The organism is Aquincola sp. J276 (assembly GCF_024700035.1).
GTDB lineage: Bacteria > Pseudomonadota > Gammaproteobacteria > Burkholderiales > Burkholderiaceae_C > Aquincola > Aquincola tertiaricarbonis.
The window spans coordinates 2,330,133-2,350,362 of sequence record NZ_JAJONC010000001.1 but is presented as its reverse complement, the minus strand read 5'-3'; the positions used below and the strand labels follow the sequence as shown (position 1 = coordinate 2,350,362).

Genomic DNA, 20,230 nt, shown 5'->3' with positions numbered 1-20,230 from the left:
CGTCGGACGGCGTGGGCAGGTCAGTACGGGTGGGGGTGATGTCAGGCACGGGAGCGCTTGCGAGAGGGCTTGCCGGAAGCGGCTGTTACATCATCGGCGACAACGGCCGGCTTTGCTGCCTCCGCCAGCAATTGCTCGGCATGCGCCAGGCTGGTGGCCAGCCTCTCGCCGCCGAGCATGCGGGCGACCTCGCTGACCCGTGCCTCGCCGGCCACCGGCTGCACGTCGCTGGTGGTGATGCCGCGCTGCGCCGCCTTGGAGACGACGAAGTGATGGTCGGCGCAGGCGGCCACCTGGGCCAGGTGCGTCACCGCCATCACCTGGCGACGCTGGCCGAGCTGCTTCATCAGCCGGCCCACGGTGTCGGCCACGGCACCGCCGACGCCGGCATCGATCTCGTCGAAGATCAGCGTGCCGGCCCCTTCCTCGTCGCGCGCGGCGGTGGTGACGGCAATGGCCAGCGCCAGCCGCGACAGCTCCCCGCCCGAGGCCACCTTGGCCAGCGCCCGCGGCGTGCTGCCGGCGTGGCCCGCCACGCGGAACTCCACGGTTTCAAGGCCGTAGGACTGCGGTGCTTCCTGCGGCAGCAGCGCCACCTCGAAGCGGCCTCCGCCCATGCCCAGCTGCTGCATCGCCCGCGTGACGGCCTCGCCCAGCGGGCCGGCGGCAGCGGAGCGCGCCTGCGTCACCTGCCTGGCTTCCTGCTGGTAGCGGCGGTGGGCGTCGGCATGGGCCTTCTGCAGCGCATCCAGGTCGGCAGCGGCGTCCAGCGCGGCCAGTTCGGCTCGCCATTGCGACAGCACCGCCGGCAGCTCGGCCGGCGTGCGGCGGTAGCGGCGGGCCAGGCTCATCCAGGCGCCCAGGCGGGCGTCAAGTTCTTCCAGCCGCTGCGGATCAACCTCGGTGTGGCCGAGGTAGCCGTGCAGCGTGTGCGCGGCGTCCTCCAGTTGGGCCTGCGCACTGCGCAGCACCTCCATCACCTCGGCCAGGCGGGCGTCGTGGTACACCACGTCGCCCAGCGCATCCAGCGCGCGGGAGGTGAGGGTGTCGGCATTGGTGTCGGCCTCGGCCACGGCATCCAGCGCCAGGCGGGCGGCGTCGAGCAGCGCCTGCGCATGGGAGGCGCGCTGGTGCTCGGCGTTCAGCTCCTCCCATTCGTCGTCGGCGGGTGCCAGCTTGTCCAGCTCGCCAATCTGCCAGGCCAGGCGTTCACGCTCGCGCTCGATGCTGTCGCGCTGGGCGCTGGCGGCTTCCAGCGCTTCGGCGGCGCCGCGCATGTCGCCCCAGGCGGCGGTCAGCGGCTGCAGGTCGATGCCGGCCTGCGCGTCCAGCAGCGCGCGCACCGCGGCCGGCCGCGTCAGGCTCTGCCAGGCATGCTGGCCGTGGATGTCGAGCAGGTGCTCGGCCGCCTCGCGCAGCTGGGCCAGCGTGGCGGCATTGCCGTTGACCCACGCGCGGCTCTTGCCCTGGGCGTCGATCACGCGGCGCAGCAGCAGCACGCCGTCGTCGGCGCCTGCGTCGAAGCCGGCCTCGGCCAGCCAGCCGGCCAGCGTGGGCGGCATGTCGAATTCGGCGGTGATGTCGGCGCGGGCGGCGCCTTCGCGCACCACGCCGGCGTCGCCGCGGCTGCCCAGCGCCAGCTGCAGCGCGTCGATCAGGATGGACTTGCCGGCGCCGGTTTCCCCGGTGAGCACGGAAAAGCCCGGCTGGAGGTCGATCTCCAGCACGGGAACGATGACGAAATCGCGCAGGGCCAGGCGGCGCAGCATCGGTGTCAAACCCCTTCGTACCAGCGCAGCTTGCGCCGCAGCGTGGCGTAGTAACTCCATCCGCGCGGGTGCAGGAACCGCACCTTGTGCGCCGAACGCTGCACGCGTACCTCGTCGCCGTGCAGCAGGCTGGTCAGGCTGTGCATGTCGAAGTTGGCCGAGGCGTCGCGGCCGGCAACGATCTCCACCGTGATCTCGGCCGCATCGGGCAGCACGATCGGCCGGTTCGACAGCGTGTGCGAGGCGATGGGCACCAGCACCCAGCCCGCGATACCCGGGTGCAGGATCGGCCCGCCGGCCGACAGCGCATAGGCGGTGGAGCCGGTGGGCGAGGCGATGATGAGCCCGTCGGCCCGCATGTTGGCCACGAACTCGTCGCCGATGTGGATGCGCAGCTCCACCATGCTGGCGGTGGCGCCGCGGCTGACCACCACGTCGTTGAGCGACATGCTCTCGAAGATCGGCCGGCCGTCGCGCCACACGCCGCCGCCCAGCATGCTGCGGTGCTCTTCCTCGTAGTCGCCATCCAGCATCGGCGCCAGCGCCTCGCGGAACTGGCCCACGGTGATGTCGGTGATGAAGCCCAGCCGCCCCTGGTTGATGCCCACCAGCGGGATGTTGTGGCGCGCCAGCTCGCGGGCGATGCCCAGCATCGTGCCGTCGCCGCCCACGACCACGGCCAGGTCGCACTTCTGGCCCATCTCGGCGGGCGTGAGCGCGCCGTACTCGGCGGCCATGCCGGTGTTGTTGGCGGTGGCGCGCTCCATCGAGACCTCGAGCCCGCGGCTCATCAGGAACTGCGCGATCTCCTCCAGCAGCGCACGCATGCCCTGGGCCTGGAATTTGCCCACGATGGCGGCGTGTCGGAAGCGGTTGCCCATGGCGAAGGATTACACCATCACCGCATGGCAGCCTCGGGGCGAAGGCCTCTTCCGTACAATGAAAAACCATGCTCGACGAGCGCGCCAAAACCCTGCTGAAGACCCTGGTCGAACGCTACATCGCCGACGGCCAGCCGGTGGGTTCCCGCACGTTGTCGAAAGCCTCGGGCCTGGACCTGTCGCCGGCCACCATCCGCAACGTGATGGCCGACCTGGAAGAGCTGGGCCTGATCGCCAGCCCGCACACCAGCGCAGGCCGCATCCCCACCGCACGCGGCTACCGGCTGTTTGTCGACACCATGCTTACCGCGCGGCCTTTCGGCGCGGCCGACATGGCTGCCGCCGGCGGCCACCTGCAGCCTGACCAGCCGCAGCGCGTGATCGCGACGGCGGCGCACATGCTGTCCAACCTGTCGAATTTCGTGGGCGTGGTCACGGCGCCGCGCAAGACCAGCGTCTTCCACCACATCGAGTTTCTTCGGCTGGGCGAGCGGCGCGTGCTGCTGATTCTGGTGGCCCCCGACGGCGACGTGCAGAACCGGGTGATCTTCACCGCGCGTGACTACACGCAGAGCGAGCTGGTGGAGGCCACCAACTTCCTCAATGCCCACTACGCCGGGTTGACGATCGACGGCGTGCGTGAGCGCCTGAAGCGCGAGATCGAGGCGCTGCGCGGCGACATCGCCACGCTGATGCAGGCTGCGGTGCAGGCCGGCGGCGAGGCGCTGGAAGAGAGCGAAGACCAGGTGGTCGTCAGCGGCGAGCGCAACCTGCTGGCGGTGCAGGACTTCAACGACATGGGCTCGTTGCGCAAGATGTTCGACCTGTTCGAGCAGAAGACGCAGCTGATGCGCCTGCTGGACGTCAGCAGCCGCGCCGAGGGCGTGCGCATCTACATCGGTGGCGAAAGCCGCGTGGTGCCGTTCGAGGAGCTGTCGGTGGTGAGCGCGCCCTACGAGGTGGACGGCCAGGTGGTGGGCACCCTCGGCGTCATCGGCCCCACCCGCATGGCCTACGACCGCATGATCCAGATCGTCGACATCACCTCGCGGCTGGTGACCAACGCGCTGTCGCAGCCGCGCTGAGCCCCGCGTGGCGGGCGACGCGCCTGCCTACAATGCGCCGCTTCCCCGGGGGCCGTTAGCTCAGTTGGTTAGAGCAGAGGACTCATAATGAGTCGTGCTAACGGCCTTCAGCCTGCGGAAGGCAAGCGCTTATGCGGGCTCCCGGGCATTCACCCTCTCGCATCTAAAAGTAGCTTTCCCCGAACTTTCCCGATTGAGGGCTTCCATATAGAACGGCTCGGCGTGGAAAGCTTCCGGTCGCATTCAGCGAGGATTACCGCCAAAACCGCCGGACCAGGTTAGCCAGCGTAAGCCGTCCGCGTAGAGCATACGGGCAACTTACAATGGTGGCTGAGTGGGCCGGACGCCGTGTTGGTTGCAGGCAGCGGACTCATAATCCGTCAGCGAAAGCTCGTCGTGGGTTCGAACCCCACCCGGCCTACCAATCCTCATGTGCTAGGCTCTCACCGCCGTGCCACGAGCGCCCCGAGCGCAGCTTGTACAAGCGCCAAGCGGGCTTCTACCGGCGGCAGGCGTTCGTTGGCCGAAACGGCCTGCAGCGCCCTACGAATGGCCTTGCTTAGCGGCCCGCTGTAGCCCTCGGCTTGTACACGGGCGACGACTGCCCGAACGACGCGGTTGAACGCTTTGCCATAAAGCCATAGCGAGCCACCCGAGCCTCTTACGTGTGTGCGTCAATCGACACAGTAGTCCACTGGTCGGCCGTTTCGGAGCCAGCGGTGACCTTCACAATCTTGTACGGGTACCGCTTGCCGTTCTTGGCCAATACGCGGCTGGGTGCATGGAAGTGAGCAGACAGGCCGGCGTCTAGCGACGCTTTTGCTCGCACATTAGGTAAACCGGGCCCCTAATGGCCCGTTAGTCGTCTGTCTAGTCTTCGACTGTCATGTACGGCAGCACCTCTGCGAACGTAAGACGGTGGCTCTCTCTGTACACCCGCGTGATGTCGCCCGTGTACGGCCTGAACTGCTTCAACCTGTCGACGTAGACTTCCATGGGTTGGCCTGGCAGCTGCCGGAAGACGGCGCCTTCGACCTCATAGTAGTGGGCAGGGTCGGCGGTAGCCATGTCAGGCCCTTCTCGTGTAATGCTGGTCAAAGACCGAGAGGATGTTCGAGTTGAAGAAGCGCTTGCTAAGCCCCGTCGGGTTGGCCGGGTCAAGGTACCTCACCTTCGCATACCGCTCATCATCGTGCAGCGGCGAGCGGATATTGTGGTAAGTCTGGTTCGCTTTGAAGTTCGTGTACCGCTCGCCTAGCCTGCGCGTGAGCTCTTCGTAGTCCCATGGGTACTTCTCGCGGATGTTGGCCTCGGTCAGCTGAACCTTCACTGCGTCAGCATCCCTGGTCATCTGCACCCTCGAAGCGTTGCTGAGGATGCTTTTCTCCAGCTTCAGGTCCAGCTTCACAGCTACCGCATAGTCGCCCTCAACGATGCCAACTTCCTCCGCGATGTTGCGCAGATGCTCGATGAGGCGCGTCTCGTCGGCTGACACCACGGTTGCCGCAGCATCCTGTGGCGGCGCGACGAACGAGAGGGGAAGGACAAGGTTCAGGACGGACGAAAAATCCTTGTTGAACCACCTCTTGGCCAGCACCACGAGGTTATTTACCGAAGCGGCCGCCAGCTCCTGTGCTTGCCTTGCAAGAGTCGGACTAGCGGTAATGAAGTGCACGCTGTTGTCCCTAATTTCGGTCAACGCGTCCAGATTGGCTTTCACCTCGGCCGGCAACCTTGAGGCCGCGGTCGCCTCAAGGCGGGCGATGCATGCGCCGAGGGTGATGGACTGGGCATTTCCTGCGCGGTTGCGCTTCAGGTGCTTGACCTTCGATGGTTTACCCGCCTTTGTCATCCGCGTCTCATACACCCTCAACGACGCGATGGCGTTGTTGGCGTCCTTGAGCACCTTGGCTTTCAGTAAGAGCTCCCACGCGTTTAGCGACAGGATTGCGAAGGTCTCCTCCCGGTACAAGAATGCCGGCTTGTTGTAGAGCTCGACAGCCGCCGTGATGGCGGCCGCGGCTTTGTCAACGAAACGCTGGTGCAGGGGTGGCCGCATCGGGAAGGACCTCTGGGTGTAGATGTGCCATTTTTGCCGGTGACGGCCGAAACGAGAACGGGCCCCCGAGGGCCCGTTGAAGAGTTGAACACGAGGCGGCTCAGAGCGGCTTCGCCGTCTCCAGCATCGCCTCAGCGTGCGCGTGTCGTTCGTCCAAGTGCCTGGAGTGGTCCACCCAAGCCTTAGCCGCCGCCTTCATTCCAGACTCGCGCTCCGCAAAGAGCTTCGTGACCTGCTTGACGGCTGCTTCACCGTTCTCTGCCTGGACGCGCGCGGCTTCCTCGAAGCCCGCCGCCATCAAGCGGCTCGCGAGATTGAAGTCGTCCTCTGCGGCGTCGAGCCACTGGCCGACCGCTGCTTGGAACAGGCTCGACTCCCGACGCATCTGGAACCGCTCCTGCGGCGTCTGAGTGCCGGTCATGCCTTGGCCGCCTTCTTGGCCGCCGCCTTTTCTCTGCGCGCCAGCAGCTTTAGCGTGTCCTGCTGCATGTAGGAGCGCTCTCTGTTCGGATGCGTGTGCTCCCGTGCGGCTTCAAGGCGTGACTTGACGGTCACCGGGCGTGCGCCGTGGAAGGCTATCAGCAGGTCGTGGGCAATGTTCCAGTGCGCGCCGGACGAGAGGCTTTCGCTGTACGCCATGCGCCATTCACCAACCTTGGCGAGCCGGTGTGCCACGTCAGCACGGTCTGCCGACAGCTCGAGCAGCTTCAATGCGAGCTGCTCAACTTCGGCTCGCGTGGTGAGGGTCGCAACCTTCGCTTCGCCGGCAGCGCGTTTGGCGTGTTCCTTCTTCAGCCATTCATCTTGTGCACCCATACATCTCCTCTACGTGGGTCGATAGAAACCCTCCTGTTATCGGCGAAAAGCGCAGTTTCTTGAGTCCAAAGAAGAAGCGCCCACGTGACGGGCGCTCGGTGTGACTTGCTACCTTGTCATGCTTCGCCTGCTTGGCCTCCCAGTGCGGTCTCGACAGCTGCGCGCTGCTCCGTGGTCATGGCTTTCCTGAACTTCGCGAATTCAGCGTCTTGCTCGATGAATGCCGCGATAAGCTGCTCGACGAGCTCGCCGCGCTCCCTCGGCGTGGCCATAACTCGCGGTGTAGAAGGCCCTGTATTCCTCGATGGCGCGACGAGTGCTTAGCTTCAAGCTGAAATTGAGACGAGCGGTTGGGTCGACAACGGTGAACTTTTTGAGCGTTGCCATTGGCCATGTCTCCTTTTGTTGGCATTGGCGATGATTGCTTCATGTGTAGCAACTGCTTCGCTTGTTCGCGTAGAAGAATCAGCTATAATTGATTCCATAAATCCTTTGTAGGATTCATATGTCGACCACTGACCTGCTCATCGCCTACTTCGTCGTCTGCGCCGCTGCGCCGTGGGTCTTCCCGCGCACTTTCCGCTGACGAGAAAAAGCCGCCCCGAGGGGCGGCTGTGAATCAAGAATCAGCTTATCGATGGGCTGCTGCTACGCGTCGCGATTGGGCAACCAGCAAGCGAGCGTTCTTCACGTCATCGTCGAGCTGAGCCATCGCGTCAGAGAAGCAAAGCAGGTCACGACCGTGCTTGCTAGCAAACGTGATGGCAGCCCCGCACACTCCCACACCTAGAGCAGTCAGAGCCGGGAGGCCTGCTGCAGTGAAGAGGACGAATCCCAGGAAGCCCATGCCGAAATAGGCGAGGGAATGGAATTCAGCCTTCACATCGGGGTACAGCTGCGCGTTGATTTCATGGAGCACGAGAGAACGACGCGAATAGAGTACGAAAATCTGCTCCTTAGTGAACCCAGCACTCCGGCGAACCGGCTTTTTAAGTACATCCACGCGCCCAGTGAGGGGGTTGATAACGATTCGACTGCTGGTCGTGGCCACGAAGTGGGCGGCGAGCATGTATTGCATGAACTCGTACAGCACAAGTGCGATGAGGAATGCAACACCGATGACAGAGAAGAAGTAGTCCATCTAGAGTCCGGAGTTTGATTAACGAACGGATGGGCTGTTTGCAACCAGCTGGTTCATCCCCAGTGCTTCCGGATAAGAGGCACTGGGGATGAACCAGCACCGGAGCTCAATGACGAGGGGGTCTACTTCGTGTAGGTAGCAAATGCTTCCAACGCATGCGCCCTGCTAAAGAATTTGTCGGAATAAAGAATGGCCGCAACGGCGGCCTTCTTGCATTAAGTGAGTGACGTCGCTACACGCTGGCATCAACTAACCAGCGGTCGGACCTCGTCCGCGAATGACACGGACGGACGATGCGAAACGAAGCGGAAGCGTGTGCGGCCAAGTGGGGCATCCCTGTGGTGGTGGCTCTACTGGCCATCGCAGCGAGGGCGCTGCTCTCAGCTGAGAAGGCGACGGTGCTCGGTCTGGCAAAGCCTTCGACATCTACCCTGTCACCGGTACCGCGCTCGCCCCTGTAGGGGACCCGCGCTGGAAGTTACTAGCTGACATCGGTCGCTCGCTCGGGCTGGTCTGGGGCGGCGACTTTCGGTCCATTAAGGACAACCCGCACTTCGAGCTATCCAACTGGAAGGCCGTCTGATGTGGGCCCTTGCCTGGGTGCTCGGCCATTGGCGTGTCGTTCTCTTGGCTGCCCTCGTCGGATGGGGATGCTGGGGTGAATGGCGCGTCAGCAGCATGCAGGCCGAGCAACAGGCCGAGACGCTGCAGGCGAGCGAGAACGCCCGCGAGGTGGAGCGCCTCAACAACAATGCCAACACGAGGATTGCCAATGACCTCATCACTGCGCAGCGTCAGCGCGACGCTGCTTCTCGTACTGCTGCTGACCGGCTGCGCCAGCTGGCAGAAGCCCGTGCAGCAGCCGACTCTGCCGCTGCCTCCTGCCGAGCTCTTGACGCCCCCGCCGTCGCCGTCATTCACGACTCGACTCGAGAGCATCTTGTCGACCTCGCCCGAGAAGCCGACGAAGTAGCGGACCGCCTGCGCGCATGCCAGGCGTACATCGCGGACGTGGCCAAGCCTGATGGCACTCAAGCAGACGTGCGCTAAGGCAGGGTGGCCGCGCGCGGTGAACACCAAAGTTTGGCGCGTCCATCGCCACCAACCAAAACAAGTGAGTCACCATCATGCAAACCCAGTACAACAACATCGATTTCACGCACGTCATCGTCCTCGACAGCGCCACTTGGACCGTTTTCGGCACCGGCCGGACAGAGGACGAGGCGCTTGAGGATGCAGCTCAGTGGAACGAGGGCAGCACTCGCGGACTGACGTGCTATGACGCTACGGAGGCGGCGTTCGAGCACGCCAAGGCTCACGGCGCTGACGCATCGGCGCTGCAGATTAGCGAGCGTCCCAACCGCATCGACCTGGCAGCCTGACCATCACAACCGCCTCGGCGCCTGGCCGGGGCTCAAGGGAGACAACAATGCAAACAACGACATCCAACAGCCGAGTCCAACGCGAGTAACACGGGCACCGTTCCGGGGCTCGGAACTACAACGCAACGAACTCGCCGGGCAGCAGTCACAGAGCCAAGAATTTCAGGCCATTCATGTCGAACATTTCCCGTTCCACGGCGCCGACGACTGCCCGGAGGTCGCCCATGGCTAAGCCGCGCTGGGTCGAGGTCCCGGGCCTCACGGGCTGACGACCGTGTACCTCAGCCCTGCTTGGCTTGAGCTGGTGAGGACGCCGTACTACGCGCACATCGACGAACTGCGGACTCACGTCAAAGAGGCAGGCTGGCAGCTGTGCCAAGTGTGGCGTCCCGGCCGGACCAGCTACGGCCAAGCGGTGCGGGACCGCGTTGAGGAGATGCTGCAGAGCGCTGCAAGGGCGGCGGCGACGAGCTGAAAACATCAGGGCCCTGATGGGGGCCCTGTCGCCGCTCGGTATACTGTACGAAGTCCCAGTTTGCCTACGGGGCGCGTCCCCTGAAGGTCTCAACTAGTGTCCACCCGAGCCGAAGCGTTTAAGGCGGCGCAAGCCGCACTGCACACCAGCGCCTGCCTGGTCAATGATGAAGCTATCGTCTGCCAGGGCGACTCACTGGAGCTCTTGCGAAGGATGCCCCCCGGGTCCGTATCCCTGGTGCTGACCGACCCGCCGTACCACTCGACGAAGAAGGCCAACATCTACGGCGATAAGGACTTCGAGGAGGACCAGCACTTCATCGAGTGGATGCAGGAATACGCCGTGGAATGGCGCCGCGTCCTGCGGCCGAACGGCTCCCTCTTCATGTTTTGCTCTTCTGCCATGGCAGCAAGGCTAGAGGTGATGCTCGCGTCCAGTTACAACATTTTGTCCAGCATCGTTTGGACCAAGCCTAACGAGCCGGGGTACGACGGCTGGAAGGGCAAGATGAACAAGGCGGCGCTCCGGCAGTTCTACCCGCATTCGGAGCGCATCATCTTCGCTGAACCGGCGGTCGAGGGAAATTTGCACCGGTCGCCGTTCGCGCAGTACTTGCGCGAGGTTCGCAAGCAGAGCGGCTTGTCAGGCCATGAACTCACGGAAATCATCGGCGCTTACGGCGCGGTGAATCATGGCGGGGCCGTTTCGAACTGGGAGACTGGACGCAACATTCCAAGTCGCGAGCAGTATCGAAAGATGTGTGATGCGTTCATCGGGACCGGCAAAGTTAAGTTCATGCCGCCGTATGAAGACGTCATCCGCATCTTTCGGATGGACGGCAGCAAGCAGTTCACGGACGTCTGGGATTTCTATTCTGTACGCCCCTATAGGGGAAAGCATCCGGCGGAGAAGCCCAGTGACATGCTTACCCACATGATTGAGGCGACGACCTTTCCTGGCGACATCGTCTTGGACTGCTTTTCTGGCTCGGGCAGTACAGCGTTGGCTGCTTTGTCGCTCGGACGACGCGCTATCGCAATCGACATCGAGGAGCAGTGGGCCACGCAAGCAGCGGCGCGAGTGGGAACCGTAAGCCGTATCGAGGCTTCCGACGTCGCTCCGAAGGAGAGGAAGCCCCAGAAAGCGGCGGCTAGGTCGCAGTCGGGACTGCCGTTGTTTGCGGGAGCGGCTGACTGATTCGGCCTGCAGCGATGTTCCGGTCAATGACTTGGACCATCCATGCCAGCGTCTCAGGAATGCCCGAGTCCTTTATCACGACGTTGCAATGATGGTGTCCCCATGCCAGGTTGTAAGGGCGATGGTTGAGCACGCCCATCCTGAGTTCTTGCATGTGGAAGAGCCCAATTTCCGTGACGGTCATGTCAACGGTCGCCCTCCCTTCGGCTTGAGTCATGAGGTCAAGGAAACCTTGACCTGTTAGGCGTCCAAGGCACAGCGGGCAGGTTGTGTGCTCTACCTCATCAAGAATGTGCATCGTTTTCAGCCGAGGGATATCTAGAAATCCCGTCCCTCTGCAGCCGTCAAGGCTATGGCGCTTTCTCAGCGCCACAGCTTCGGCTGTCATTCCCGCAACTTGCGCCACTGTTTCGGCGTCTTCGCATAGCCAGAAGAACGCCTCTAATTGCATTCGGCAGAGGTCAATGCTCTGTGAATTCGCATACTCATAGACGCGAATACCGAGGCCCTGCTGCTCGGTGGTAGTGAAGCCGAGGTTTATCTTGGCTCCCCTTTCACCTGAGGTCGTGGCCGGAACCCTGGCCACGAACTGGCCGCCTAGGGGCGCCTTACGGCTTGTCGGAACCGTCCATTCAGCGTTCCTTGGATACCGGTTCCACTCGTCTCGAGTTTGGTAAAACACTACTGCGTTCGTCCCGAGAGCCAATCCGTCTTTTGCAAGCTGTGCTATCGGGTCTGCCATCCCAAAGTACTGGTCAGGGGAAAGCAACACGATGAAGCCACTTTCATACTGCTGGTTCTTTCCAAGACACTCATGGCGGTACGCGTATGGGACAAGGACGGTATTGCAGCGCAAAACCCGGTTTTGGTAGATTTCGTCAACCGAAGCGCCTCGCGTCTGACCAGTCTTATACAACTTCGTCTTGAGCGCACTGGGAAGATTCGGAAGTCCTGTTACCGCTCGTCGTCTGGTTGCCACTGTTCCTCTCCCTCTTTGACGCTGGTTTCGCAAGCCCCGGACAGCTCTACTGGCTGTGAAGGTCTAAGTAACTGAGTGTACAGGGAGGAGAGTCGAAAATGCTCCTGGCGGCGTTCGGCCATTAGCCCAGCGCTATTCGCTCCGCGTCCGCAACGTTCCTGGCAACCCGCTCGACCTCCGTCCCGCTTCACGGCTTCGATGAAGGCCAGCTGCTCCGAAGTCGCCCTGCCGGTCTCCGTCTTGAGCTCCCCGTGCGCGACTACCGGGGGGCCGATGTCCCGCTTGAAGCTGGCATCTGGTACACCTTTCAGGGTGGAACGGGCATGACTTCTATCTCAGTTCCCAACGGGCGGGAAGTCTTGGTCCTGGATTCAGATTTCGCGAAGCTGGTGCTAGACGGGGTGGCTCGCAAGATGCCTTGACCGTGAGGCCTGCTTGGACTCAATGAACGGCCAGCGCCGGTCGGCGTAGCCGTGCGGATAGGCGTAGCCGCGCTTCTTGGCCAGCTCGATGAGCTCGGATTTTGTTGAGCAGGCCCATTCGTCCTGCCTCTCCTGCTGTCGCTGGTCGCGCAGGGCGGCCTTCCATGGCACCTCGGCGGCCTGGCGCTCAGCGCGCTCGGCTTCCTTGGCCGCCCGCTTGGCAGCCCTGTCAATCTCAGCCTGCTCGCGCGCGACCTGAGCAGCAATGCGGGCCTCTTCCTTGGCCCGCTTCACAGCCTCGAGCTCAGCACGCTTCAGCTCGCGAAGCTGCTCCTTGCTGTGCCTTGGCAGCTCCTTCGGCTCCACCAGCGACCCGCCGCAGTAGGGGCAAAGGGTAGAGAGCAGCGGACGGCGAATCTGGCTCAAGCACCCCAAGCAGGTCGCCGGAGCCGGCGGCAGGGGCTCGGTAGGCCCGGTCGCGGAGCCCATGCCACGCCCTTGAAGAGGCCACGAGCGCTCGTCGTCTGGTAGCCCGTGACGTAGTGCGCAGCCGGCGTGGTCGAGAATTATGGCGACCTTGCCGAGGGCTGGGCGCAGAGCTCGGCCGACCATATGCAGATGCAGCGAGAGGCTCTAGGTAGGTCGCAGCAGAATGACGCAGTCAACGGTGACATCGGTGTCCGCAGCGGCCGAGAGGTCGAAGCCTTCACCGAAAAGCGAGACGTTCGAGAGCACCTTGAGCTCCCCTGCAGCGAAGCGTCGAATGGTTTCTGCGCGCAGCTCCTTCGGGGTGCTTCCGTCAAGGTGGGCCGCCGCAACGCCGGCAGCGTTGAACTGCTCCACCACCGCTTCCGAGTGACGGACGGTGGTGCGGAAGACGACAGTGCGCCAGCCGTTGGCATACCGCCTCCAGTGCTGGATGGCGTCGCCGGTGAGCTGCTCCGTCATGGCCTTCTCCGCGTCGGCGGCCCTGTAGTCGCCGACCAGGCTGCGGACCCGCTCAAGGTCCGCGCTGGAGGGCGCGTACATTCGGTACGTTGAAAGAAAGCCTTGCTCGATGAGCCAAGCCACTGAGGGGGCCGGGCCCAGCTCCTCGAAGTAGCTGTCCAGGCCGCTGCCGTCGAGCCGAACCGGGGTCGCGCTCAGGCCAACGTGGAACGCTCGGTCAAAGCGCGCCATGACTGCGGCCCAGCCAGCTGCGCCGATGTGGTGACACTCGTCCCAAATGGCGAGCGAGGGGTCCAGCCAAGTGAGCTTCTCGACGCGCGCCTTCAGCGTGTCGATGCTGCAGACAAAGACCGTGGCGCTGCTGTCGCAGGGCCAGCCCGCGGCGATGAAGCTGTGGCCGACGCCGACCCTCGCGAGCGTCTTGCTCGTCTGGAGCACGAGCTCAGCACGGTGACAGATGAATAGCGTCTGACGCCCGCGTGAGCTCGAGCCGAGCATCATGGCCGACGAAAGGGCCGTCTTGCCGGCGCCAGTGGGAGCTTGTAGGAGAACCCGGCGATGGCGGCGCAGCGCATCGCTTGTGCGGGAAATCAGGTCGTCTTGGTAGGGCCGGAGTGCGAATGCCATTGGTCGAAACCGATGTGGTTTCGACGTGTAGGCACCGCATGTAGCAAATGCTTCGCAGGTCTAAAGCGGCTTGCAGCTTTGCGGAGAAGTCAGCGATAGAGCTGTCTCGAGACGTCGGTGCATTGGTCAGGGTCAACGCCATTGACCTCGCACCACCGGTGCCAGACGTACCGCGCCTCGGCATTCAGGCCAGGCGACCCTTGCAGCTCGTACACCCGGCCCGAGCTCGTGACGGCTCGCATCTGCCGCTCGTCGAATCGCACAACAGCTGTCGTGGCCCGGCCCTCGCAGCGGTTGCAGGAGTACCCGGCGAGGTGGAGGGCACCGTTTGGCAGCTCCCAAACGGCCCACGCAATCAGCGTGTCATGAGGCCTTGCGGCTACGGGAAGGGCGGTCCAAGCAGTCATCTGGCGGGCTCCAAGAAGCCTCTAACTCTGCCGCGCAACGGCCCGCCGGCGCAATGAGGCTGGCAGTGCATTTCGAATGCACTGTTAATGTTGTTTATCGTCGGTCGGCAGGCCTGAAAGCCTTCGCTGGCGCGGACTTGGTGGCCAGTTCTATAAGTCGAAATCTAACCCGGCTATAGCGGCGACGACCGAGCAAGCTCCGACTTATAGAAGTCGCTACACGGGGCATCAGAAGGAGCACCGTCAATGTCGTCTGCCGTACCTGCCCGCGCACAGTGCGAGCGCGCCGCCGCGCGACTAAAGCTGCAAAGAACGCGCACGCGCAAGGGCGCGCCGAGTGCACTGGTCTATCTCTATCAAATCATCTCCTGCCTGCTACGAAGCGGGCGGCGGTCTACAGGCTCGTGTGAGCCGCTGGAAGCGGGAGCGCTGCTCATCGCAGCCGAGCAGAGCGTGCGCGACATGAATGCGGCACTCCTACGAGCGTCAGTGCTGCTTGAGGCGTACGTACCGGGCGACGAGCAACCGCCTTTCAGTGAGCTCGTCGCAGACCGCGCGCTGCTCATCCTGCGAGCTGGATGGCGCCGCAAGCTGCCCGATGCCGAGCGCCTGGCAGCGGAAGAGGCAGCACTCGCGCTGCGGCTTGTGTGGTGGAGCGAGTGAGACCTCACTTGATTCCAAATCGGCTCCGCCCCTTGTCTAAAGCGCTAAAACCTGGGCGAGCAACCCCTCTTGAATCCAATGCCCGCACAGCGGCACACAGCCGACGTGAGCTCTCCGCATCAGCGGTAGCATGCAAAGAACCCCTTCGAGTTCAAGGAGGGACGGGGCGTGCATACGTGGGGAGTCTTGTGCCGGCACAAGGGAGGGCGGGCGAGGGTGGTGGTTGGCTTAGAAAGAGCGCTTCTTTCAAGGTACTTGCGTATGCGGGGGAGTCTTGCCTACGCTGGGCGCATGTCAGTACACGAGCTCATCGCAATCCTCTCAGCAATGCCGCAAAACGCGGATGTTCTTGTGGAGGACCCCGACGCGAGCACGAGGCAGGGCGTGCATCGGCTCGGGCACGGCGAGGTGAGGCAGCTTAAGGCGGGGTGGCGTGAATCGCTTGACACGGGGCTGTATGAGGGATGGCGCAATGACGGCGCGCTGCATGGCCCTCTCACCGGCGTGCTGCTTGGCTCTCTGCAATACGGCGAGCTATGACAACGCCGACCGAGCGCACGCAGGCTGTTCTTGCGACCAAGCGCTTCTTGCAGCAGCTGGGCGCGCGCAGCGATGTACCGGCCGACGTACAGCGAGAAGCCGAGCGGCTGCTGCGGCACTATCCCGATGCCGGCGCATTCGATGCGGTCGCTGCAGCGTTCCCGGAGCAGTGGGCGCCTTGCAACGACCGCGCGGTCGGTGAGACTCCGTCGTACATGGAGCTGCTAGCTCACAGTCCTCCCGCCGACCGTAGTGACGACTACGAGGCACGCGTCAGCAGGGACTATCGACGGCTATTGAACCCGCCGTGGCACATACGCCTCCTCGCACGCTGGCTCGAACGTCGCGTGCCGACGGACGCAGACTTCGGGGAATTCCGAGGCGACTCGCCGCAGCGCAAGCGCGATTGAAATCAATGGGTTCTTGGCTTGCCCGCTGGAGGGCATGGCGACATGGTGCAAGGCGGAGGTCTGGCAAGGCTGGGAGCGCCTGGCCGAAGCGGACGGCGCTGCAGGTCGCGGGGCCGCTAGCGCGCACGCTGCGGGTGTGGAGTCCGGCAGGCGTCAGCTCGCGGAGCTTGGAGCAGGTGAGACTGCACTAGTGGCGGCGCAACCTACCTTGTGGGCTCATGGATAGGCAGGACTCGCGTGACCGCGCGTTCCGCGCGCTCTCGCTGTAGTCGCCGTCGCTGCGCTCCTGGCAACAACATCAAGTGCACTAGGGACACCCGGTCGGGGCTCGAAGCCGCGAGCAGCGTGAGGGTAGGCCCGGCTGCGGGGCCCATGCCACGCCGGCTGCGTGGCCTGCATACAGGGAAGCCAGGACGCGCAGCGTCCACTTGGCCGGCCAATGCGCGAGGAGCGCGCCTACTCATCTCGGGAGCTTTCTAGCCGCTTGAGCATTGCCTGTAACTGCGCCCGCGTCGCCAGGTCGCTTAAACCGCGCTCCGAGTCGCAAGCGATGAGCTGAGCTCGCTGCGCATCATTGAATTCTCCCACTGCGTCATCGAGAGCCAGCCACTTGGACGGCCGCCGGCGCTCCACGTCCTGCATGATTTGAACGCCCCTCGGCATCTGAGCCCAGTGCCAGCGGAGTTCGCGCGTCGGTGCATGCTCTCGGCGATGAAACGTCGCGCCGACAACCCTAGCCTGCAGAGAGGGTGCGAGGTAGGACTTGGCGCGATTAAAACCAAGTTCGCGCACCCAGCTAGTTGACAGCACTATGCGCACGCTCGGATACGGCTGGAGCGCCTCGTCCAAGTAGTGCGCCCACTCGAAGAGGCATCCGTCGCGAACGACGATACCCCTGCCGGGCACGCGGTACACGTGGTCATTGTGGAGGACACCGTCAAAGTCAAGATAGAGCACGGGCATAGGGAACTACTATGCCGCAGATGCGCTGATGTTTCACGGCAAGGCACACACCCCGACTAGAATCGAAAGAACGCAATGTGAGACAACGCGTTACCTGCGACAACAGCGCCAATTGGGACACGAATGCCGTCTGTTTCACGCCAATGGTCGCCCTGAGGGCGATTTGATATCGTAATTTGATAACGCCATAATCGGCGCGAGGCGAGCAAGATGTTGGCGGCAACCCGTGCGGCTAGGGTGTTTGAAGTCGTTCGCACCGTCGGAAGAACTACGTACGAACTGCGCACTGTCAATCTACATATCGCCGAGGTTCAACGCGGATTTGGCTGTGCGGAGCTGAGTAGGCTCGTACGCGCCATCCATGACTATCCAGGCCGCGCGCTCGTGTGCTCGGCCGAGCAACGATAACGGCACACGCGCTTCACGGTGTACCGCGGCCTGCGACACTGGAATGCTGTCCGATAGGCTTCGTCTGCCTGTCTCAGACTTCGGTGACTGCAGTACCCCGTACGCTGCAATTTGAAGCCAAGCCGCTGACATGCCAGAAGGAGCGCAACGAGCGGTGTCATCATCAACTAGGGCCAGCTGGACGCGGTCGTCTGCTTGTCCGGGCTCTCGACGTCCTCGTTCAGTGCGTGGCCTGTTGCCGCAGATGGTCTTCGCATCTGCGCATTCACTGTCTCGCGGTGCGCATCAAAGGGGCTGGTCATACAACTGTTGATGCGCCTGCGCCGCGGTGCGCGGGCCCCGAGCATCTTGTGCCGGCACAAGACGCGCTGACGTTCCAATCACCAGGGCATGGTGGTCTGCAGCTCGAGGTGCATGAGCACGGCATCGAGTCAGCGAGCAGCAGAGCCCGGCACGAGGCATCGAGCTCTTAGCTGAGCTCAAGCCGCTCCTTGTGCGTCTTGTGCCGGCACAAGGCTCGACGTCCGGGCTGACTGCGAGCCGGTCTGTACGCGTCTTGTGCCGGCACAAGGTTAGCTTTTGTGCTGAGCGCGAGCAGTCCGTATGCATCTTGTGCCGGCACAGGGCTGGATTTCTTGGCTGAGCATGAGCCGCTCGTACGCGTCTTGTGCCGGCACAAGGCTCGGAGTTCTGGGAAAAGCACGCGCCGGAAATAGGCATATTGTGCCGGCACAATGCTCCATTCTCTGGGCGGCATTGTCTACACGCCCATTCTGGCCGCAGCCGCGGGATGTCAGAGAGACGGAGTCACTTCTATATAGCGTTTCTCGAGCGCAAAGAGCGGCTCACCGCAGCCAATACAGGAGACACGTCCTTTCCTGGCATGTTCTATCCTACGAGCACTGAGGGCGCTTACCAAGAAATGAAAATTTGCCGACAACGTCAGCCTGGGCATGACTAGGGTGCGTTGCCGACTTCCGACCGGCTGCGCACCTTGTGCCGGCACAAGATTTAGACGTAGCCAACGTAGCCATCGAAATGAACATATATAGCTGCGTAGCTCCTTCCTCAGCCCGCTGTGCTGTCCCGCGGTGTGGGCATGAACCTCGTCATGGCAGTGCCTGACGACACGGGCGGCCCGGTCGCGGTACTCGCCAGCCGTGTGTTGCCCCTCGGATAGGGGGTCTGCAACGACTGGTGAGCCGGCGGTGGCATATGCCGTTACAGTTCGGCGCAACATGTTTTGAGAGTCGAAATGAGGACACAAATTTGGGCTGCGCCTCTTGCGCTGCTGACCTTTGCCATTGCGCAGCCTGCGTTTGCTGCATACGGCTGGCGAGATGTTTCAACGCTGGCGATGGATGCTCCTGGCGCGACCGATGAGGTTGTTGTCGAGGGGCCATTTGTGGGAGCTCGCAACGCTAGCTCGTCTTCTGGCGAGCTCGGATTCGACGGCCGCCCTTACAGTGCGTCAGCAGTCGCCACCGCTCTATCCACAGAGGGGGCACTAAAAATCTCAGGCAGGGCGGCAATGACTGGCGCAGCCATGTCCTTTGCGAGAAGCCAGGTGTTCTTTTCGGATGAGCTGACGTTTGAAACTGGGGTTGCATCGGAGCTTCTCACAGTCAACTACAGTTTTCTAGTTAAGCATAGTCAGCAAGGAACTTATTATTCATCAAAGGCTGAAGAATTTAGTCTTGCCGGGTATTTTCGTTTTCAGCATACGGTTGATGGCATCGATGGCAAGTTCTCCTATATGAGCTCATCGAGCACGTGGGACCCTGCTGCTCAAAGTTTTGTGGAATACAAGGAGAGCAATGTTGGTCCGGGCGATATTTACGGTCTTTACACCGTAAGTGCCCAAGTTTCGTCAGGCCGTTCAACTGACGTCGCATTCTCGCTGCGGCAAGAGGCCTGGGTTAACCCAGACCAAAGCGGCTACGCCTCGGCCGATGCCTCTTATGACTTCAGCGCTGAAATGTATTGGGGCGGCATCAGCAGCGTAACGCGTGCCGACGGCTCCGCTGTTGAGTTTTCGCTGTCAAGCGGCTCGGGGGTGGACTATCTTAAGTCGTACATCCCGAGCCCAGTGCCAGAGCCGTCAAGCTGGGCTCTTCTGGGATTTGGCGCCTTGCTCGTGGGGTATGCCACACGACGCGACCGCAGTTTGCGGTAGTCTTGCGTAGGGCACCCCGGGTGGTGGAGAGCGGGTCGATGCCTGTACCACCGCTGTAGTAGCTAAAGGCGAGCAAGATGAACTCTGACTCAGTTTCAGCGCAAAACGAAGCCACTGCGCATCTTTGCAAAGTCTTAGACCTCGCCATTGACTATGAGCTCAAGATGGAGCGGGCTCTTGCCAATGAGCCGGGGTTCGCCTCCACCCGTTTCTATCCCGCAGCGGTGGAAGCGTACCGTCGCATTCGACTGCTCTTGGACGGCGCGGTCACCAGACAAACGCTAGAGCGTGTGCACGCTGAGCTATTTGGTGTGTTTGAGCAGGAGCATTACGGTGGCATTCAGTTTCAGTTCTGCGCTATGCAGATAGACGAATGGTTGGATGCTATGGATGCGCACCATGGCTTGCCCAGCTTTTATGATGTCATCCACGACCGTCTGTTCTTGTCACGCATGGACGCAGGCCCGTTGCGACCTCGGCAATACCTCATGGCGCAGCAGTACATGGAGCGCAGACACGCACGGCAGCTGGAACGGAAGGCTCGCCTCTTGGGAACTCCCGTCGCCCCGTCCTACGGGTAGTCCGCGCCCGCTTCATGACCGTCCTGCCCAACGTGCACAACCTGGGCGAACTCCGCTACCCGGTCGTCGTCGTTCTCGGCGAGCCGCCGCGCCATGCTCCTAGTTTGTGGAGCGCGCAACCAGCGCATGACCGCCGACGTTGAGCCAACGTCTTGTCACACTTGGTAGCCGAGCAGGTCGTCAACTTGGTCTGGTGCTATTCTTTGGTTCAGCTTCCATATCGCTTGGGGAGCTATTGTAATAGGGGCGGCTTTTAGACTGCGCCGAACTCGTCGGGCAGCAAATGTCGCTGCCAGGCTGA

At 62.6% G+C, this 20,230-nt stretch carries 20 protein-coding genes, 1 tRNA gene and 1 pseudogene; 10 read left to right on the top strand and 12 right to left on the bottom strand.

Annotated elements, in window-relative coordinates:
* Positions 1 to 41: 41 nt before the first annotated feature.
* Entirely contained in the window at positions 42 to 1,769 is a 1,728-nt protein-coding gene (gene recN / locus LRS14_RS10730; RefSeq protein ID WP_257799524.1) for a DNA repair protein RecN, read from the bottom strand.
* A 5-nt stretch (positions 1,770 to 1,774) separates the two neighbouring features.
* Positions 1,775 to 2,650 carry an NAD kinase gene (locus tag LRS14_RS10725; RefSeq protein ID WP_046112700.1) on the bottom strand — a complete coding sequence of 292 codons (876 nt, stop codon included), beginning with the start codon at positions 2,648 to 2,650 and terminating at the stop codon, positions 1,775 to 1,777.
* Between the two features lie 68 nt (positions 2,651 to 2,718).
* Here LRS14_RS10725 and hrcA point away from each other — a divergent pair, with 68 nt between their 5' ends.
* Both hrcA and LRS14_RS10715 read left to right on the top strand, forming a co-directional pair.
* Complete coding sequence (gene hrcA / locus LRS14_RS10720) at positions 2,719 to 3,735, top strand: heat-inducible transcriptional repressor HrcA (RefSeq protein ID WP_257799523.1); 1,017 nt, start codon at positions 2,719 to 2,721, stop codon at positions 3,733 to 3,735.
* Positions 3,736 to 4,071: 336 nt separating this feature from the next.
* Positions 4,072 to 4,159, top strand: a tRNA-Ile gene (locus LRS14_RS10715).
* A gap of 446 nt (positions 4,160 to 4,605) precedes the next feature.
* Here LRS14_RS10715 and LRS14_RS10710 read toward each other — a convergent pair.
* From LRS14_RS10710 to LRS14_RS10685, 6 genes are all read right to left on the bottom strand, one after another.
* A complete protein-coding gene (locus LRS14_RS10710; RefSeq protein WP_257799522.1) occupies positions 4,606 to 4,803 on the bottom strand; it encodes a hypothetical protein in 198 nt (65 codons plus the stop codon).
* A gap of 1 nt (position 4,804) precedes the next feature.
* Positions 4,805 to 5,794 (bottom strand): DUF3644 domain-containing protein, encoded by a 990-nt coding sequence (locus LRS14_RS10705; RefSeq protein WP_257799521.1) that lies wholly within the window; start codon positions 5,792 to 5,794, stop codon positions 4,805 to 4,807.
* A gap of 100 nt (positions 5,795 to 5,894) precedes the next feature.
* Entirely contained in the window at positions 5,895 to 6,215 is a 321-nt protein-coding gene (locus tag LRS14_RS10700; RefSeq protein WP_257799520.1) for a hypothetical protein, read from the bottom strand.
* On the bottom strand, positions 6,212 to 6,610 hold the full coding sequence (locus LRS14_RS10695) for a hypothetical protein (RefSeq protein ID WP_257799519.1): 399 nt from the start codon (positions 6,608 to 6,610) through the stop codon (positions 6,212 to 6,214). Before LRS14_RS10695 ends, LRS14_RS10700 begins: the two co-directional genes overlap by 4 nt.
* Positions 6,611 to 6,726: 116 nt before the next feature.
* Positions 6,727 to 6,882: a hypothetical protein gene (locus LRS14_RS10690; RefSeq protein ID WP_257799518.1), complete on the bottom strand. Its 156-nt coding sequence runs from the start codon at positions 6,880 to 6,882 to the stop codon at positions 6,727 to 6,729.
* Positions 6,883 to 7,241: 359 nt separating this feature from the next.
* Positions 7,242 to 7,751 carry a hypothetical protein gene (locus LRS14_RS10685; RefSeq protein WP_257799517.1) on the bottom strand — a complete coding sequence of 170 codons (510 nt, stop codon included), beginning with the start codon at positions 7,749 to 7,751 and terminating at the stop codon, positions 7,242 to 7,244.
* Positions 7,752 to 8,169: 418 nt separating this feature from the next.
* Between LRS14_RS10685 and LRS14_RS30670 the strand changes: the two are divergent.
* From LRS14_RS30670 to LRS14_RS10670, 4 genes and pseudogenes are all read left to right on the top strand, one after another.
* Positions 8,170 to 8,334 (top strand): annotated as a pseudogene (locus LRS14_RS30670) (M15 family metallopeptidase); the annotation flags it as partial.
* Positions 8,334 to 8,801 carry a hypothetical protein gene (locus LRS14_RS10680; RefSeq protein ID WP_257799516.1) on the top strand — a complete coding sequence of 156 codons (468 nt, stop codon included), beginning with the start codon at positions 8,334 to 8,336 and terminating at the stop codon, positions 8,799 to 8,801. The pseudogene LRS14_RS30670 and the gene LRS14_RS10680, both read left to right, overlap by 1 nt.
* Before the next feature lie 77 nt (positions 8,802 to 8,878).
* The gene (locus LRS14_RS10675) at positions 8,879 to 9,133 is read left to right on the top strand and encodes a hypothetical protein (protein WP_257799515.1); all 255 of its coding nucleotides are present in this window, start codon (positions 8,879 to 8,881) and stop codon (positions 9,131 to 9,133) included.
* Between the two features lie 571 nt (positions 9,134 to 9,704).
* Entirely contained in the window at positions 9,705 to 10,805 is a 1,101-nt protein-coding gene (locus LRS14_RS10670; RefSeq protein WP_257799514.1) for a DNA methyltransferase, read from the top strand.
* On the opposite strand, the gene LRS14_RS10665 is transcribed toward LRS14_RS10670, so the two are convergent.
* The 3 genes from LRS14_RS10665 to LRS14_RS10655 all read right to left on the bottom strand — a co-directional run bounded on the left by LRS14_RS10665 (position 10,759) and on the right by LRS14_RS10655 (position 13,781).
* Positions 10,759 to 11,784, bottom strand: a complete 1,026-nt coding sequence (locus LRS14_RS10665; RefSeq protein ID WP_257799513.1) for a BstXI family restriction endonuclease — start codon at positions 11,782 to 11,784, stop codon at positions 10,759 to 10,761. The genes LRS14_RS10670 and LRS14_RS10665 overlap by 47 nt on opposite strands.
* A gap of 392 nt (positions 11,785 to 12,176) precedes the next feature.
* Positions 12,177 to 12,632 carry a hypothetical protein gene (locus LRS14_RS10660; protein ID WP_257799512.1) on the bottom strand — a complete coding sequence of 152 codons (456 nt, stop codon included), beginning with the start codon at positions 12,630 to 12,632 and terminating at the stop codon, positions 12,177 to 12,179.
* Between the two features lie 207 nt (positions 12,633 to 12,839).
* A complete protein-coding gene (locus tag LRS14_RS10655; RefSeq protein WP_257799511.1) occupies positions 12,840 to 13,781 on the bottom strand; it encodes a DEAD/DEAH box helicase in 942 nt (313 codons plus the stop codon).
* A gap of 653 nt (positions 13,782 to 14,434) precedes the next feature.
* Here LRS14_RS10655 and LRS14_RS10650 point away from each other — a divergent pair.
* Positions 14,435 to 14,851 carry a hypothetical protein gene (locus tag LRS14_RS10650; RefSeq protein ID WP_257799510.1) on the top strand — a complete coding sequence of 139 codons (417 nt, stop codon included), beginning with the start codon at positions 14,435 to 14,437 and terminating at the stop codon, positions 14,849 to 14,851.
* 536 nt (positions 14,852 to 15,387) lie between these two features.
* Positions 15,388 to 15,801, top strand: a complete 414-nt coding sequence (locus LRS14_RS10645) for a BPSL0761 family protein (protein WP_257799509.1) — start codon at positions 15,388 to 15,390, stop codon at positions 15,799 to 15,801.
* Between the two features lie 456 nt (positions 15,802 to 16,257).
* Here the strand turns inward: LRS14_RS10645 and LRS14_RS10640 are convergent, their stop codons facing one another.
* Positions 16,258 to 16,764, bottom strand: a complete 507-nt coding sequence (locus LRS14_RS10640; protein WP_257799508.1) for an HAD domain-containing protein — start codon at positions 16,762 to 16,764, stop codon at positions 16,258 to 16,260.
* A gap of 1,663 nt (positions 16,765 to 18,427) precedes the next feature.
* Here LRS14_RS10640 and LRS14_RS10635 point away from each other — a divergent pair.
* Positions 18,428 to 19,348: a PEP-CTERM sorting domain-containing protein gene (locus LRS14_RS10635; RefSeq protein WP_257799507.1), complete on the top strand. Its 921-nt coding sequence runs from the start codon at positions 18,428 to 18,430 to the stop codon at positions 19,346 to 19,348.
* 77 nt (positions 19,349 to 19,425) lie between these two features.
* A complete protein-coding gene (locus tag LRS14_RS10630) occupies positions 19,426 to 19,929 on the top strand; it encodes a hypothetical protein (RefSeq protein WP_257799506.1) in 504 nt (167 codons plus the stop codon).
* Positions 19,930 to 20,230: the final 301 nt, after the last annotated feature.

Coding starts and splice junctions, on each gene's coding strand:
- recN (WP_257799524.1), bottom strand. CDS start 1,769: ATGCTGCGCCGCCTGGCCCTGCGCGATTTCGTCATCGTTCCCGTGCTG.
- LRS14_RS10725 (WP_046112700.1), bottom strand. CDS start 2,650: ATGGGCAACCGCTTCCGACACGCCGCCATCGTGGGCAAATTCCAGGCC.
- hrcA (WP_257799523.1), top strand. CDS start 2,719: ATGCTCGACGAGCGCGCCAAAACCCTGCTGAAGACCCTGGTCGAACGC.
- LRS14_RS10710 (WP_257799522.1), bottom strand. CDS start 4,803: ATGGCTACCGCCGACCCTGCCCACTACTATGAGGTCGAAGGCGCCGTC.
- LRS14_RS10705 (WP_257799521.1), bottom strand. CDS start 5,794: ATGCGGCCACCCCTGCACCAGCGTTTCGTTGACAAAGCCGCGGCCGCC.
- LRS14_RS10700 (WP_257799520.1), bottom strand. CDS start 6,215: ATGACCGGCACTCAGACGCCGCAGGAGCGGTTCCAGATGCGTCGGGAG.
- LRS14_RS10695 (WP_257799519.1), bottom strand. CDS start 6,610: ATGGGTGCACAAGATGAATGGCTGAAGAAGGAACACGCCAAACGCGCT.
- LRS14_RS10690 (WP_257799518.1), bottom strand. CDS start 6,882: ATGGCCACGCCGAGGGAGCGCGGCGAGCTCGTCGAGCAGCTTATCGCG.
- LRS14_RS10685 (WP_257799517.1), bottom strand. CDS start 7,751: ATGGACTACTTCTTCTCTGTCATCGGTGTTGCATTCCTCATCGCACTT.
- LRS14_RS10680 (WP_257799516.1), top strand. CDS start 8,334: ATGTGGGCCCTTGCCTGGGTGCTCGGCCATTGGCGTGTCGTTCTCTTG.
- LRS14_RS10675 (WP_257799515.1), top strand. CDS start 8,879: ATGCAAACCCAGTACAACAACATCGATTTCACGCACGTCATCGTCCTC.
- LRS14_RS10655 (WP_257799511.1), bottom strand. CDS start 13,781: ATGGCATTCGCACTCCGGCCCTACCAAGACGACCTGATTTCCCGCACA.
- LRS14_RS10650 (WP_257799510.1), top strand. CDS start 14,435: ATGTCGTCTGCCGTACCTGCCCGCGCACAGTGCGAGCGCGCCGCCGCG.
- LRS14_RS10645 (WP_257799509.1), top strand. CDS start 15,388: ATGACAACGCCGACCGAGCGCACGCAGGCTGTTCTTGCGACCAAGCGC.
- LRS14_RS10640 (WP_257799508.1), bottom strand. CDS start 16,764: ATGCCCGTGCTCTATCTTGACTTTGACGGTGTCCTCCACAATGACCAC.
- LRS14_RS10635 (WP_257799507.1), top strand. CDS start 18,428: ATGAGGACACAAATTTGGGCTGCGCCTCTTGCGCTGCTGACCTTTGCC.
- LRS14_RS10630 (WP_257799506.1), top strand. CDS start 19,426: ATGAACTCTGACTCAGTTTCAGCGCAAAACGAAGCCACTGCGCATCTT.